The organism is Pseudoalteromonas sp. T1lg65 (assembly GCF_051930985.1).
GTDB lineage: Bacteria > Pseudomonadota > Gammaproteobacteria > Enterobacterales > Alteromonadaceae > Pseudoalteromonas.
Genome location: NZ_CP196837.1, coordinates 2,093,296 through 2,108,013, shown reverse-complemented (window position 1 = coordinate 2,108,013; position 14,718 = coordinate 2,093,296). Strand labels below are relative to the sequence as shown.

Below are 14,718 nucleotides of genomic sequence, written 5' to 3'. Positions count from 1 at the left end.
CCTCATTCAATGTTAACTAGGTTCATCGCCAGTTTTGCTTCAGAGGTAATAATGGTTTGTTTTCTAAGTGGTTGTTCGGCAGTAACAAGAAGCTTATTAGCCGAAGTTGCCACAAGGCTGACCGGAACCTTCTGATTGGGTTGACTATCAAGTAGCAGATATGGCGTGTTTTGTTTGTCATAGCGCAGTGCTGAAGGTGGTACTTCATACAGAGTGCGACTAGTAACTGGTAGTAATAATTTGGCACGCAGGCCGAGTAGTGTATCGGAAGCCTGCTTAAGCTCAACCATTACCGTGAAAAACAAAGAGTTGTCACCAAGCGGTAATGCGCGCTCTATTACTTTACCAGTAAGAGATTCATTAATCGCTGGCACAAATACTTCTACAGATTTTCCATTGACCAGTGGGATTGCGTCTTCTTCAGGCAATTTAAAATTAACCTTTAAAGCGTCTTTAGCCTGGAAACGTAGCAGAGGTTGACCAGATGCAACATAGTCACCTACTCGAAAGTGTACTTCACTAATAACCCCCGAGCGATTTGCTTTTAGCAGGTTTTCAGCCTGTAAATTTTGCGCTTCTTTTAACGCCGCAAGTGCCTGATTTACAGCCTGCTTTGCAACATCTCGGTTGGCTTTCGCTTGATCAAGCGCTGATTTTGGCTGAAGCTCTTTTAACACGAGTTCACGTGTACGAGCATAATCAGCCTCTGCTTTTATTAACGATGACTGAGCGCTGAGCAAACTTGCTTGCTGAGAATCAGTCTTCGCCTGTAGATCTGGAGAGTACAGTTTGGCTAGTACATCTCCTTGTTCCACATATTGCCCTGCGCGAACGTATAACTGTTCAATGCGCCCGGCGGCAAATAGCGCCATGTCGATATTGTCACTGCCTTCAATACGGCCATAAAATGTTTTGCTCGGGACGGTTTCTGCGACTTTTATCAAAGTAGTTACGGCCTGAGCAGGTGTATTTTGGATGACTTCAGGTGCAGAGTTATCCTCGCTACAGCCAATTAAGGCTGTAGCGACACATAATGTTGCGAGCTTAGAATACATAGACATACCCCAGGATAATTTGAAGTGAACCAGATTTGTCAATGAGAGGAGAATCTTTGATATCGCTACCATAGCTGGTGTAGCTAATGTCAGCTTTAACCATGTGATGTTTACCGAAGAACCAGTCGCTGCTTACACCAACTTCAATGTTGGTTGTTGATTCGCCTTCGTAGAAAGGACGGTTTGCTAGCGCTTCATTTGCCTTAACACCGTAGTAGTAGTCAACTAAATCTTCACTGCTAAAATTTGCAGAAATGTAAGGTACAACTCTACCGTCTTCATAACGGACAGGGATGCCATAACTAATGCTTGCTTCATAACCTTCATGAGTGCTGGTTACATCATGCATAAATTCAAAACCGAACTCACCGAAGTCCGTGTCATATTCAACTTCGAAGCCTAAATCGAAGCTCATATCTCTGTCTTCCATACCTTTGAAGAAATCAGCATCGTCTGCCTCATATCCATCAAGGCGAAGGTGACCAGAAAGTGCTACCTCGTAGTTTTCAGCTTCAACAAGTTTATAGCTAACGCGTGGACCAAGTAGGCTAAAGTTCCCTTTTTTGATAGCTAGAGCTGGTACAAAAGTCGTCTCGTTACCGATATCGATATAACCTTGGTCCTGAGAAATTACGGCTAAACCAATACCCCAAGAAAGCTCGTCATTGTTTTGAGGCTCTGCCAATACAGCTGTTGAAGTTAATGCTAGTGTTGATACTAAAAGTGATTTAAACATTTGAGTTTCCTTCCAAGTTTTATACTAAATGTGAGTTTGTTGACTCAGTGTGTTGTTTTGTTATGGCTAGAATAGGGCGGTAAACTTTCTCGAAACTTACAAAAACAAAAAAGTTTGAAATTTTTAAAAAATAGCGATCATGTGCTGCTTGCTTGCACCAATAGGGATAAAAGCTTAGTATCGTGGTAACCGCAGTAATGAAGCCCTTACATGGGAATATGAAGAACGAGAAATATCTTACCGGTCGTTGAACCTCCAACTGCAAGATAGACAACTCAAGTGAATCACTGCACTTCTCAATAGATATCAGCTTAGTTTTAGGTAGGAATAGCCATGAGCGAAGAAAATAAAAACACGAATCAACTGACAGAAGAACAACAAAAACAGATGTCAATTCAGTGGCAAAGAGAATGCTTACAATCGGCACAAAAACATTTGGCCAGCAAAGGGATCATGCCGCAAAGTATCCTTGAGAAAGAATGCCGTTACATTGAGCCTTTAGTTGCGTTATGGAAGATCAAAGCACAGGACGGAAAAACCTATTGGGTAGTGACAGGGCGCTTGCCAACCGATCACTTTTTAGCATCAGCGGCGCCAAACGCACGAGATGCACTTCGTTACATCTCGTTTCAGTGGCAGTTAAAGGCTGAAGAAATTATGGCTACTAAACCAGTAGACAAAACTCAGCATCAATTCGCTAACCTCCTTGTTAGCCGCGCCCATGGCCTATACGAGCTGTTCGAAAAAGACGAACTTTGGGCTAATGAAGCATCGTAAAGGGATCGGTATTAAATGATTGAATAGGGCATCTGAGCCTTTGTCTCGGAATGCCCGCTTCCATGAAGACACCGCTTTGTACTGAAAAGCCGGATCGAAGAAATTCAGGCACTTCATCTAAAATGCATTGAATATAGACATCTTCAAGTCCTTTTGACCTAGCCACATCAATCAAACTGTTAATGAGTGACGTGTACGCAAGACGGTTGCGATGGGCTTTAACAATGGCGATTCTGCTAAGCAAACCATCGGCACACAATCGCCCCGTGCCAATGGGCCCATCTTCATCGTCAGAGATAATGACATGTTCAGCGGTGATATCTTGTTGGTCGAACTCAACTTCTTTAGGAATATGCAATTCGCAGACAAAAACACGTTCACGGATCGCTTTGAGCTGTAATTTTTTAGATTGCCAGCTTACTTGTGCAACTTTGTAACCCATACTGCCCTCACTTAACTAAATGCAAACTTCCTGTTCCCACAAGACAAGCTTGAGCGATAGCATTCAACCTCAACGTGTTGAGCTATCGGCATTTTTATTATTGTGAACGCGACTATCTTGTTCTTACAGGTCTTATCCTCTATTTGTTGATTAGTGTTGGCCCTACCACACTTAGTCAATAAAATAGATCCCGTCATTAATGAGTTTAGTAAAGGCTTGTGCAAAATCCAAGCTACTCAAAGCAGAAATAATTGCACCAAACTCAAAAGAATTGCCATCTGTGAGCTGTTTTACAGCTCCAATATTGTGACTAGCAAGAGTGAAATTCTCACCATTGACACTCAGTAGAATATCATTCTGATTTATTTGATAAATTGCTCTTACTCCACCGGCGCGATAGACAATGTCTTGCTCATCATATTCTGTAAGCAACTGCTCTAAGTCTAATGGTAGTTCCAGCGGAGCAAGATCCATATCGTGTTTTGGCTCACTTAAGGTCTTGCCTAGCCATTGTGAAAATAGCGCTTCGTCATCAATTATTGAGTTTAAGAGTGCTTTTAACCGTTGTTTATCGGATACTGCAACCTCACCTATCGAGCTTCTTAGTTGTAAGTCAGGATCTGCGTATCGTTTACTACCAGATTCAGTATCGATTACATGATCTGCAAGGCTTGACAGTAGATCCTTTTGATCTGGTGCGCGAAATCCAACAGAATAGTTTAAAGCATTTTCAACAGCATAGCCTTCATGGGGACAACCTGGTGGAATGTAGAGTATATCACCTGGCTCTAAGACCGCGTCGATAATGGCATCAAACTGCTCAACTTGAAGAAGGCTTTTATTTTGTGCAAATTGTTTTAAGTTTGCGTTTGGCAAGCCAACTCGCCAGTGTCTTTTACCCTGGCCTTGAATAATAAACACATCGTATTGATCTAGGTGCGGACCAACGCCACCTCCTGGAGTCGAAAAGCTGATCATTAAGTCATCAATTCGCCAATTTGGAATAAACCGGAAAGCTTCAATTAAATCCGCAGCACTTGGGTGCCAGTGATCAACCGCTTGAACCAAAAGCGTGCTATTGGTTTCAGTAAGCAAATCGAACTGCTCGAACGGACCGTGGTGTGCTTCCCAATTATCTTGGTGGTTGGTTATGATCCTAGATTCAATACATTCTTCAGTGGCAAGTCCTGCTAATTCTTCGGGATCAATGGGATCTTCAAAATTCGCAAAACCTTTTTTAATCAATAATGGCTTCTTCTGCCAATATTGCGCCAGAAAGGTTTTATAGTCGATATCATTTATTTGCAGTTGATACATGTAAATTTTCCATAAAAAAAGCGAAAGAGTTGTCTCTTTCGCTTATTTAGAACAAAACAAACTCTGCTAGATTAGTTTAGCTCGTCGATGAATGCTTCAGCTCGGCCAATATAGTTAGCCGGCGTCATTTCTTTCATCTGCGCTTTGACTTCAGCAGGTAATGCTAGGTTATCGATAAACTCAGCCATAATCTGCTGGTTGACGCGCTTACCACGAGTTAGCTCTTTTAACTTCTCGTAAGGCTTCTCAATACCGTGTTTACGCATCACGGTTTGAATCGGCTCTGCTAATAGTTCCCAGTTGTCATCCAATTCGGCAAGTAAACGGTCTGCATTAACTTCAAGCTTACTCACACCTTTAAGTGTTGCTTGATAAGCAATTAGTGCATAGCCCATACCTACACCTAGGTTACGCAGTACCGTTGAATCAGTCAGGTCGCGCTGCCAGCGTGAAACTGGTAGCTTTTGAGCAAGGTGTGCAAAAATCGCGTTAGCAATACCTAAATTACCTTCAGAGTTTTCAAAGTCGATCGGGTTCACTTTGTGCGGCATGGTCGATGAGCCAATTTCACCAGCAATGGTTTTCTGCTTGAAGTGATTAAGCGCAATATATCCCCAAACGTCACGGTTAAAGTCGATTAGAATGGTATTGAAACGAGCAATCGCATCAAATAACTCTGCGATATAGTCGTGAGGCTCGATTTGCGTGGTGAATGCGTTCCATGTAATGCCAAGGCTTGTGACAAATTCGCCACAATGGGTATGCCAATCGTAATCAGGGTAGGCGCTTAGGTGTGCGTTGTAGTTACCAACAGCGCCGTTGATTTTACCTAACATTTCGATGCTAGCAATTTGCTCACGTTGACGTTTGAGTCGCACGTATACATTGGCAAATTCTTTACCCATCGTCGAAGGCGAAGCCGGTTGACCATGGGTACGTGTCATCATTGGCACTGATTTGTATTCAACCGCTTTGTCTTTAATGGCTTTCAATAGCTCGTCACAGTAAGGAAGCAGTACTTTATTGCGTGCTTCTGTTAGCATTAGAGCGTGTGATAAGTTATTGATGTCTTCTGATGTACATGCGAAATGGATGAACTCATTTACCGCGTTAAGCTCAGCATTGTCAGCAACTTTTTCTTTCAGCAGATATTCGACTGCTTTTACATCATGGTTAGTGGTGCGCTCAATTTCTTTTACGCGTGCTGCATCGGCTTCGCTGAAGTTTTCAACGATGCTATCTAGTAACGCATTTGCTTGGTCGCTAAATGCAGGTACTTCTGTGATGGCTTCGCTGTTAGCTAGCGCTTGTAACCAACGAACTTCTACGGTTACGCGGTATTTGATTAAACCAAATTCACTAAAAATGCTTCTTAGCTCTTTGGTTTTGCTACCATAGCGACCATCAACCGGAGAGATAGCGGTTAACGCTGAAAGCTCCATAATAACTCCTAACTATTTGTTTTTGAACGATACTTTATACCACTAGCATTATACTAGTCGCACTTATAAATAACTTTTTGCGGCGCTGATTATACTTTTCTTAGCAAAGAAAAACTGCCGTCTCTTTCCACCAAGTTGACGCCACAATACGGCACTTCTGATACCAGCAAGTAATAACGCTCTGACTTTTTGTTGTATGTGCTTTTGCTTGAGCAGCTCTGGTTTACCAAATACTTGGATCTTTGGTCCCATAGGACTGATCACTTGTTCGTATATGTCTGCGAGCGCCGCTATTATTTGACTTTCACAAATGTCGAAATGTAATAACTGGCGTTCTACTTGTTGAATTTTATCACCAAGTTGGGAAAGTGCTCTCTTGTCGTTGCTGAGAACCCTTTCTAGCTGCATTAAACTACCGACGTATTTTACCAGTTCAACATCTTTATCGGGGCCGGAAGACAGCTGTTTGATAACAGCTTGGCAACCCTCTTTAATTGCAAGTTTATCTGGATACACATCTTCAGGCCTTTCTGGGGATGTGTTAAGAATACTTTTTAAAAAACCTTCTACTTCATAGTCATTAAAGGTTCCGTAGCGTGCACACTTTTGTACTAGCTTCGTAATTTGGCACATCGCAGCCAAAGGCATAACATACTGGTTTTGCATTATTTTATCACCGACTCGATAATGCCGCCGCCGAGACACACATCGTCTTTATAAAAAACTGCAGACTGGCCAGGAGTTACTGCTTTTTGGGGTTCATCGAAAAGTACTCTGGCCAAACCGTCTTGTCCAACAAGCAGTGTACAAGGAATGTCAGTTTGACGGTAACGTGTTTTGACTGTGCAGCGTGTAGTCCCTTGAGGACCTTGGCGGTCTACCCAATGAAGTTGGCTGGCATTTAGTCCATTGCTAAACAGGCGAGGGTGGTTTTTACCTTGGCCTACAACTAACACATTGCGTTCGATTTCTTTGTCTACTACATACCATGGCTCGCCACTGCCTTCTTTCATTCCACCTATTAATAGGCCTTTGCGTTGCCCTAATGTGTGATACATCAAACCTTCGTGTTCGCCAACTATATTTCCTTCACAGTCTTCAATGTTGCCCGGTTGTGCTGGTAAATACTTAGCCAAGAAGTCCTTAAATTTGCGTTCGCCAATAAAGCAAATTCCGGTAGAGTCTTTTTTATCGTGAGTAATTAAACCTTGCTCCTCAGCAATACGACGAACTTCTGGTTTTTCGATTTCTCCCACAGGGAATAGAGTTTGCGCAATATGCTCATGACTGAGGGTATAAAGAAAGTAGCTCTGATCTTTGTTGTCATCAAGACCTCTGAGCATCACAAACTTTTCATCGCGTTGTGCGCGACGAACGTAGTGGCCCGTGGCGATATAGTCTGCGCCTAACGCTTCGGCGGCAAACTGTAAAAAGGCTTTGAATTTGATTTCCTTGTTACACATGATATCTGGGTTTGGTGTACGACCCGCTTTGTACTCTTCAAGGAAGTGCTCAAATACGTTGTCCCAATACTCAGCAGCAAAATTTACAGTATGAAGCTCGATACCTAGCTTGTCGCAGACAGCTTGCGCATCTTTAAGATCTTCAGCAGCAGCACAGTATTCGTCGTTATCGTCTTCTTCCCAGTTCTTCATAAACAAGCCTTCGACTTGATAGCCTTGCTCTTTTAGAAGATATGCTGATACGGAGGAATCAACGCCGCCGGACATGCCGACAATGACTTTTATATTACTGTTATCGCTCATAGTTTCGCTGTAAATAGTTCATGATGGTCTGGAAAGGCGGGCATTATAACACGCAAATCAATAGTGCTGAAAGTCAACGAGGCAATTAATAGCCATACAATTCATTACCTTGATGTTTTATAAAATACGGTACTGTCCATTTTCTAGATTATCTAACCGATAATCCCCAATACTGTAGCGAATAAGGCGCAGCGTCGGGTGCCCGATATGCGCTGTCATACGTCTGACTTGCCGGTTTCTGCCTTCTGAAATACTGATACTTAGCCAAGTTGTTGGGATATTTTTGCGTTCGCGAATTGGCGGTACTCGAGGCCAAATATCTGGTTCTGGAATTATCTCGATTTTTGCTGGTTTAGTCAGACCATCTTTCAATTGTACGCCTGAACGGAGCGCTTGTAATGAAGTTTCATTAGGCACGCCTTCAACTTGTACCCAGTAGGTTTTACTGGTTTCCTTCTTTGGCGAAGTCAGTTGGTTTTGCAACTTTCCACAATTGGTTAGCAGTAATAATCCTTCACTATCTCTATCTAATCGACCTGCAGCATAAACGTCTTTTACATCAATAAAGTCGGCTAGTGTTTTACGCCCCTCACCATCAGTAAATTGACAAAGTACGTCAAATGGTTTGTTGAACAATACAACTTTGACTTGCTCAGGTGGAAGCGCTTGGCGAATTTCACGGTTACGTTTAGGAAAACGGCTTGATGAATTTGGGCTTTTGCGATTTGTTGTTGATTTTTTTTTGGAGAAGTTCTGTTTCATTGAAGTGTTCTTTTGACTTTGACACGTTCAGTTTAACAAATCAGATAGGGAAGGGGAAAATAAGAGCGGCTTAAATTAAGCCGCTCGAGAATATTTAGAAATTAAAGTGTAGCAAGAATTTCGTTGAATACAGTTGCAGGGCGCATTGCAGCGAATGCTTTTTGATCTTCTGGCTGGTAGTAGCCGCCAACATCCATAGCTTGCCCTTGAACTTCATTGAGTGCCGCAACAATTTCAGCTTCTTTAGCAGTAAGCTGCTCTGCAACAGAAGTGAATTTAGCTTTTAGCTCTGCATCTTTGTCTTGAGCTGCAAGCTCTTGCGCCCAATACATTGCAAGGTAGAAGTGACTGCCTCGGTTATCCAGTTCCTTCACTTTACGTGACGGTGACTTATTCTCATCAAGGAATTTAGCCGTTGCCGCGTCAAGTGTGTCAGCAAGTACTTGGGCTTTTGCATTGCCGGTGTTCTGGCTAAGGTGTTCCAGAGACGCTGCAAGTGCAAGGAATTCGCCTAGAGAGTCCCAACGCAAGTGGTTTTCTTTTTCAAACTGTTGTACATGTTTTGGAGCAGAACCGCCAGCACCGGTTTCAAATAGACCACCACCATTCATCAGCGGTACGATAGAAAGCATTTTTGCACTAGTACCCAGCTCAAGAATTGGGAATAAGTCGGTTAGGTAATCACGAAGTACGTTACCAGTTACCGAAATGGTATCCTCACCATTTTTCATGCGCTCTAGAGAGAATAAAGTGGCTTCTACTGGCGCCATAATACGAATGTCTAATCCATTTGTGTCATGTTCAGGAAGGTAGGCGTTAACTTTTTTAATTAGCTCTGCGTCATGTGCGCGAGCTTCATTTAACCAGAATACGGCAGGAACACCAGTCGCGCGTGCGCGGTTGACTGCTAATTTCACCCAATCTTTGATTGGCGCGTCTTTAACCTGACACATACGCCAGATGTCGCCTTGTTCAACACTGTGCTCCAGTAACGTGTTACCAGCGCTATCTACTACACGAATTGTACCATTTGAAGGCGCTTCAAATGTTTTGTCGTGTGAACCATACTCTTCTGCTTTTTGAGCCATTAGACCAACATTTGGAATGGTACCCATTGTGCGTGGGTCGAAAGCACCGTTTTCTTTACAGAAATCGATAGTCGCGCTGTAAACGCCTGAATAGCAACGATCAGGAATAACAAATGCGGTATCCTGTTGCTTGCCTTCTGCATTCCACATCTGTCCACTTGTGCGGATAGCTGCTGGCATTGATGCGTCGATGATAACATCACTTGGTACGTGTAAGTTAGTAATGCCTTTATCTGAATCAACCATTGCCATACTAGGTGCTGTTTCATAAACCGCGGCAAGGTCAGCTTCAATTTCTTGTCGTTTTGCGTCGTCTAGTGACTCGATTTTTGAGTACACATCGCCAATACCATTGTTTGCGTCAACACCAAGTTCAGCAAATGTCTCAGCGTGTTTAGCAAATACATCTTTATAAAAAACTTTAACTGCGTGACCAAAGATGATTGGATCAGAAACCTTCATCATGGTTGCTTTCATATGCAATGAGAACAACACGCCTTTATCCTTCGCTTCTTGAACTTGCGCAGCCAAAAATTCGCGTAGTGCTGAAACATTCATACTTGAAGCGTCGATAATCTCACCAGCAAGTAGTGGGGTGCTTTGTTTTAGTACGGTTACGTCACCTGAAGTTGAAACGTGCTCGATGCGTACATCGGTAGCTTCTGACACAGTTGTTGACTGCTCTGAACCGAAGAAGTCACCTTTAGTCATTGAAGCAACATATGACTTAGAGTCTTTTGACCAGGCACCCATTGAATGAGGGTTTTTACGTGCGTAGGCTTTAACTGAACCAGGCGCACGGCGATCTGAGTTACCTTCACGTAATACTGGGTTTACAGCACTACCTTTGATCTTGTCATATCGAGCTTTAATTTCTGCTTCTTGTTCATTTTTTGGTTCGGCAGGGTATTCAGGTAGTGCGTAACCTTTAGCTTGAAGCTCCTTAATTGCGGCTCGAAGCTGTGGGATAGAAGCACTGATATTAGGAAGCTTGATGATGTTAGCTTCAGGTTTTTTAGCCAGCTCGCCAAGCTCAGCTAATGCATCACCAATACGTTGCTCTTCATTTAAAAACTCTGAGAAGTTAGCAATGATACGACCAGCTAAAGAAATATCACGTGTTTCAACGTCAATATTTGCTGGTTTTGTGAATGCTTGGATGATAGGAAGCAGTGAGTAAGTAGCTAGTGCTGGTGCTTCATCTGTTTTAGTGTAGATAATTTTCGATGTCATCATCATTCCTAGATAGTTGTGGGCGTAATCGCCAGTCAACAGTTGCATGTTTAGAATTTAGTTAATTAGCTGTAAACAATTCAGAGACAGACTAAAACGCTGTCTCAATAGGTATTGTTCAAACTGCTAAGTAATTTTAGCTATTGCAAGCTGGTTAGGTATTTCAACTCCGCCAGTAGAAAAAAGCGTGATTAAGAAAAATTATCTAACCAACCTTGAATGCCAGTATCAAGCGAGACAATAGTCTAACAGCGATTGGATGTTGGGGCTAATTATTAAATTTAAAGGTGAATTGTGAAATGTTATAAACATTTACACTAGCGGCTGGTAAGAGGACTTTGAAAGTCTTTTAGAGGCTTTGAAAGTAGGAGATGAAGCGAGCAGTAAGACTTACCCGCTTTACAAATTACGCTTATTAAACAACATCTTCCGTAATAGGAGCGATGTTTGTAGCGTGTAACCCTTTAGGGCCTTGCTGAAGTTCGAATGTTACATCTTGACCAGCTTTAAGTGTCTTGTATCCATCCATTACAATCGTCGAGTAATGAGCAAAGATATCTTCGTCACTGCCGTCTTCTACGATGAAACCAAACCCTTTGGCGTTATTAAACCACTTGACTTTTCCGCAAGCCATACTTCTACATCCTTCTAATAAGTTGACTAAATTTAGTTAATCTAACCTTTATATTTTGCTAGACTGCCCATAGATTAAGCAGACAAGTAAGACTGTAGTTTATATGAGCAAGCAGTCAAGTTTTTTGCTCTTTTTTTTAACATTTTATTTATTTCTCAAATGTATTTGCTTGAGATTGGAAGACAAGACTATATTTAATTATGAGTGGAATTAAAGATTCGGGTGTATTGGACGCCGTTCGTGAGAGGCAAAAGCAACAGCTAGAGCCACCACGAAAACATAAAGTGATTTTAAACAACGACGATTACACTCCGATGGACTTTGTTGTCGAGGTATTGACCAGGTTCTTTAATATGGATAGCGAGAGAGCAACTGAAGTGATGTTGGAAGTGCATCATAAAGGAAAGGCGGTATGTGGAATATATCCTGCTGACATCGCCTACACAAAGGCTGAGCAGGTTAACAGATACGCTCGTGATCACGAGCACCCGCTGCTTTGTAATTGTGAGCAGGAATGACCTTTTATTTTCTTGTTGGGGGTTGCCAATGCTAAATAAAGATTTAGAACTTACTCTTAATGCCGCATTTCGTGAGGCTCGATCTCGTCGCCATGAGTTCATGACTGTCGAGCATTTGCTACTTGCTTTGATTGATAACCCTTCTGCCAGTGAAGCCTTAGACGCGTGTGGCGTTGATATGAGCACACTAAAAAAAGAGTTATCGGATTTTATAGATGAAACAACGCCTGTCATTCCGGATTTAGAAGAAGACAGAGAAACACAACCAACACTTGGTTTTCAACGTGTATTACAGCGAGCAGTGTTCCATGTTCAATCTTCAGGCCGTTCTGAAGTTACAGGAGTTAATGTGCTTGTAGCCATTTTCTCCGAGCAGGAAAGCCAAGCTGTTTATTTATTGAAAAAAGCCGATATCAGTCGCTTGGACATCGTAAATTACATCAGTCACGGTATTTCTAAGATGGATGATGATCATGAGCAGGAAGATCATGAAGAAATTCAAGACGATTCGAACGATATTCAGCAGGAAGAGAAAACCAAGCTCGAAAACTTTACTACCAACCTAAATACACAAGCTGCAAGCGGCCGTATTGACCCGTTGGTTGGTCGAGATGAAGAGGTCGAACGTACTGTTCAAGTGTTATGCCGTCGTAAGAAGAATAACCCATTACTCGTAGGTGAAGCTGGTGTGGGTAAAACAGCCATAGCCGAAGGCTTAGCTTATCGAATAGTCAATAAAGAGGTTCCTGATGTTATTGAAGATGCGACAGTGTATTCACTGGACATGGGAGCTTTGTTAGCAGGCACCAAATATAGAGGTGATTTTGAAAAACGCTTCAAGGCACTGCTTAAAGAGTTGCAAGCTCAACCTCATGCTATTTTGTTTATTGATGAAATACACACGATAATAGGTGCTGGAGCAGCGTCTGGTGGGGTTATGGATGCTTCTAACCTAATAAAACCATTGCTTTCAAGCGGCCAACTTCGTTGTATGGGGTCTACGACCTATTCAGAATTTAAAAACATATTTGAGAAAGACAGAGCGTTGGTCCGTAGATTTCAAAAGATTGATATTGTTGAGCCGAGTGTGGCGGACACAACAAAAATTCTTAACGGACTTAAAGAACGTTACGAGGAGCATCACGGTATTCGTTATACGCAAAAAGCTTTGCGAGCCGCAGCCGAGTTGAGCGCTAAATACATAAATGAGCGTCACTTACCTGACAAAGCCATTGACGTGATAGATGAGGCGGGTGCTAACCAAAGGTTATTGCCGGTGTCCAAGCGTAAGAAAACGATTGGTGTTGCTGATATTGAAGCGATAGTCTCGAAAATTGCACGTATACCGCAGCAGAGTGTATCTTCGAGCGATAAAGAGACTCTTAAAAATCTTGACCGTAACCTGAAAATGTTGGTCTTTGGGCAAGATGAGTCAATCGATGCGTTGACTTCAGCGATAAGACTATCTCGCTCAGGTCTCGCAAATGAAGATAAGCCTGTCGGTTCGTTCTTGTTCGCAGGTCCAACAGGTGTGGGTAAAACAGAAGTTACTAAGCAACTTGCCAAGTGTATGGGAATCGAATTTATTCGTTTCGATATGTCTGAGTATGCAGAAAGACATGCTGTTAGCCGTCTTATTGGTGCTCCCCCTGGATATGTAGGTTTTGAACAGGGCGGATTATTGACTGATGCGGTCATTAAACACCCACATGCAGTGGTGTTGTTAGATGAAATTGAAAAGGCGCACTCTGATATCTACAACATACTGCTACAGGTGATGGACCACGGTACGCTTACAGACAACAACGGTCGCAAAGCAGACTTTAGGAACATAGTATTGGTTATGACGACTAATGCTGGTGTTCAGGAGACAGTCCGCCAGTCTATTGGTTTCCAAGAACAAGATCATTCACATGACGCTATGAGTGAGATTAATAAGGTATTTACGCCTGAATTCAGAAACCGATTGGACAATATCATTTGGTTTAACCACTTGGATAGAGAAGTGATCTTGCAAGTTGTTGATAAATTTATTGTCGAGCTACAAGCTCAGTTAGACAAGAAGTCGGTCAACCTGGAACTTACTTCACAGGCCAGAAGTTGGCTAGCGGATACTGGATACGACAAAGCCATGGGAGCAAGGCCAATGGCGCGAGTTATTCAGGACAACTTGAAAAAGCCGCTTGCGAACGAAATATTGTTCGGTAGCCTGTCTGACGGTGGTACGGTAAAAGTATCAGTTAAAGAGAGTAAACTTAAGTTTGAATATCAAACAGAAGCTGTATCGGCCTGATTGTAATAATTAGGTCTTAAACAAAAAGCCCTGCATCTAGCGGGGCTTTTTGTTTTTTCGCATATTAAGCGAACGGTCCGTAAGTTTCTAAATTAATGCCAATCAATATAAAGGATTTCCTTTATTATTATAGCTAATCAAGTGTGCACTATTTAGAACGCTCACAATTAACGAGCACGGAAGACAATGCGTCCTTTAGATAGATCATAAGGCGTCATTTCAACAGTGACTTTGTCACCAGTTAAAATACGGATGTAGTTCTTACGCATTTTTCCAGAAATATGCGCAACAACAACGTGACCGTTTTCTAATTCAACACGGAACATTGTATTTGGTAGAGTATCAAGGACCGTGCCTTGCATTTCAATAACGTCTTCTTTCGCCATGTGTAGCGTATCACCTCTTGGTTAAATTAAACGATGCAGATTTTGCCCAAAAGCGAGGAATAAGTAAAGTTACGGCCCTACATTTTGTAAATTTGCCGTAATTTAATTTATCCAAGGCTCCAAAATTATGTGGTCAACTACGATAAATTCTGTCTGCTCGAAGGTGAGCTATGATGCCATAGCTGACAACGACTGTCGATTTGAATATTCCAGATGGAGCCAAAGTGGGTCTATTTAACCTCTATTGCGGATAAACCAAGTCGCTCAAT

General features: G+C 42.3%; 14 protein-coding genes. 3 read left to right on the top strand and 11 right to left on the bottom strand.

The genetic code is table 11. The features are described 5' to 3' along the window. Positions 1-2: 2 nt before the first annotated feature. The gene (locus tag ACSLBF_RS09215; RefSeq protein WP_440053125.1) at positions 3-1,055 is read right to left on the bottom strand and encodes an efflux RND transporter periplasmic adaptor subunit; all 1,053 of its coding nucleotides are present in this window, start codon (positions 1,053-1,055) and stop codon (positions 3-5) included. Further along, positions 1,045-1,791, bottom strand: coding sequence for a MipA/OmpV family protein (locus ACSLBF_RS09210; protein ID WP_440053124.1), 747 nt, complete (start codon positions 1,789-1,791; stop codon positions 1,045-1,047). The genes ACSLBF_RS09215 and ACSLBF_RS09210 overlap by 11 nt, the downstream gene beginning before the upstream one ends. 333 nt (positions 1,792-2,124) lie before the next feature. Here ACSLBF_RS09210 and ACSLBF_RS09205 point away from each other — a divergent pair, with 333 nt between their 5' ends. After that, positions 2,125-2,568: a DUF4826 family protein gene (locus ACSLBF_RS09205; RefSeq protein ID WP_440053123.1), complete on the top strand. Its 444-nt coding sequence runs from the start codon at positions 2,125-2,127 to the stop codon at positions 2,566-2,568. Here ACSLBF_RS09205 and ACSLBF_RS09200 read toward each other — a convergent pair. The 8 genes from ACSLBF_RS09200 to cspD all read right to left on the bottom strand — a co-directional run bounded on the left by ACSLBF_RS09200 (position 2,552) and on the right by cspD (position 11,252). After that, the gene (locus tag ACSLBF_RS09200; RefSeq protein WP_440053122.1) at positions 2,552-3,010 is read right to left on the bottom strand and encodes a GNAT family N-acetyltransferase; all 459 of its coding nucleotides are present in this window, start codon (positions 3,008-3,010) and stop codon (positions 2,552-2,554) included. The genes ACSLBF_RS09205 and ACSLBF_RS09200 overlap by 17 nt on opposite strands. A 171-nt stretch (positions 3,011-3,181) precedes the next feature. Then, positions 3,182-4,327: a JmjC domain-containing protein gene (locus ACSLBF_RS09195; protein ID WP_440053121.1), complete on the bottom strand. Its 1,146-nt coding sequence runs from the start codon at positions 4,325-4,327 to the stop codon at positions 3,182-3,184. Positions 4,328-4,398: 71 nt separating this feature from the next. Next, entirely contained in the window at positions 4,399-5,769 is a 1,371-nt protein-coding gene (purB, locus tag ACSLBF_RS09190; protein WP_440053120.1) for an adenylosuccinate lyase, read from the bottom strand. 63 nt (positions 5,770-5,832) lie between these two features. Next, positions 5,833-6,435, bottom strand: a complete 603-nt coding sequence (gene hflD / locus ACSLBF_RS09185) for a high frequency lysogenization protein HflD (protein WP_440053119.1) — start codon at positions 6,433-6,435, stop codon at positions 5,833-5,835. Continuing rightward, entirely contained in the window at positions 6,435-7,535 is a 1,101-nt protein-coding gene (gene mnmA, locus ACSLBF_RS09180) for a tRNA 2-thiouridine(34) synthase MnmA (protein ID WP_440053118.1), read from the bottom strand. The genes hflD and mnmA overlap by 1 nt, the downstream gene beginning before the upstream one ends. 117 nt (positions 7,536-7,652) lie before the next feature. After that, positions 7,653-8,297 (bottom strand): pseudouridine synthase, encoded by a 645-nt coding sequence (locus ACSLBF_RS09175; RefSeq protein ID WP_440053117.1) that lies wholly within the window; start codon positions 8,295-8,297, stop codon positions 7,653-7,655. A gap of 101 nt (positions 8,298-8,398) precedes the next feature. After that, on the bottom strand, positions 8,399-10,618 hold the full coding sequence (locus ACSLBF_RS09170) for an NADP-dependent isocitrate dehydrogenase (RefSeq protein ID WP_440053116.1): 2,220 nt from the start codon (positions 10,616-10,618) through the stop codon (positions 8,399-8,401). A 415-nt stretch (positions 10,619-11,033) separates the two neighbouring features. Next, complete coding sequence (gene cspD, locus ACSLBF_RS09165; protein ID WP_440053115.1) at positions 11,034-11,252, bottom strand: cold shock domain-containing protein CspD; 219 nt, start codon at positions 11,250-11,252, stop codon at positions 11,034-11,036. Between the two features lie 200 nt (positions 11,253-11,452). Between cspD and clpS the strand changes: the two genes are divergently transcribed. Together clpS and clpA are read left to right on the top strand one after the other, a co-directional pair. Continuing rightward, positions 11,453-11,770, top strand: coding sequence for an ATP-dependent Clp protease adapter ClpS (gene clpS / locus ACSLBF_RS09160; protein WP_440053114.1), 318 nt, complete (start codon positions 11,453-11,455; stop codon positions 11,768-11,770). Between the two features lie 28 nt (positions 11,771-11,798). Then, positions 11,799-14,063, top strand: coding sequence for an ATP-dependent Clp protease ATP-binding subunit ClpA (clpA, locus tag ACSLBF_RS09155; RefSeq protein ID WP_440053113.1), 2,265 nt, complete (start codon positions 11,799-11,801; stop codon positions 14,061-14,063). 167 nt (positions 14,064-14,230) lie between these two features. On the opposite strand, the gene infA is transcribed toward clpA, so the two are convergent. Then, a complete protein-coding gene (infA, locus tag ACSLBF_RS09150) occupies positions 14,231-14,449 on the bottom strand; it encodes a translation initiation factor IF-1 (RefSeq protein ID WP_002962494.1) in 219 nt (72 codons plus the stop codon). Between the last annotated feature and the right edge of the window lie 269 nt (positions 14,450-14,718).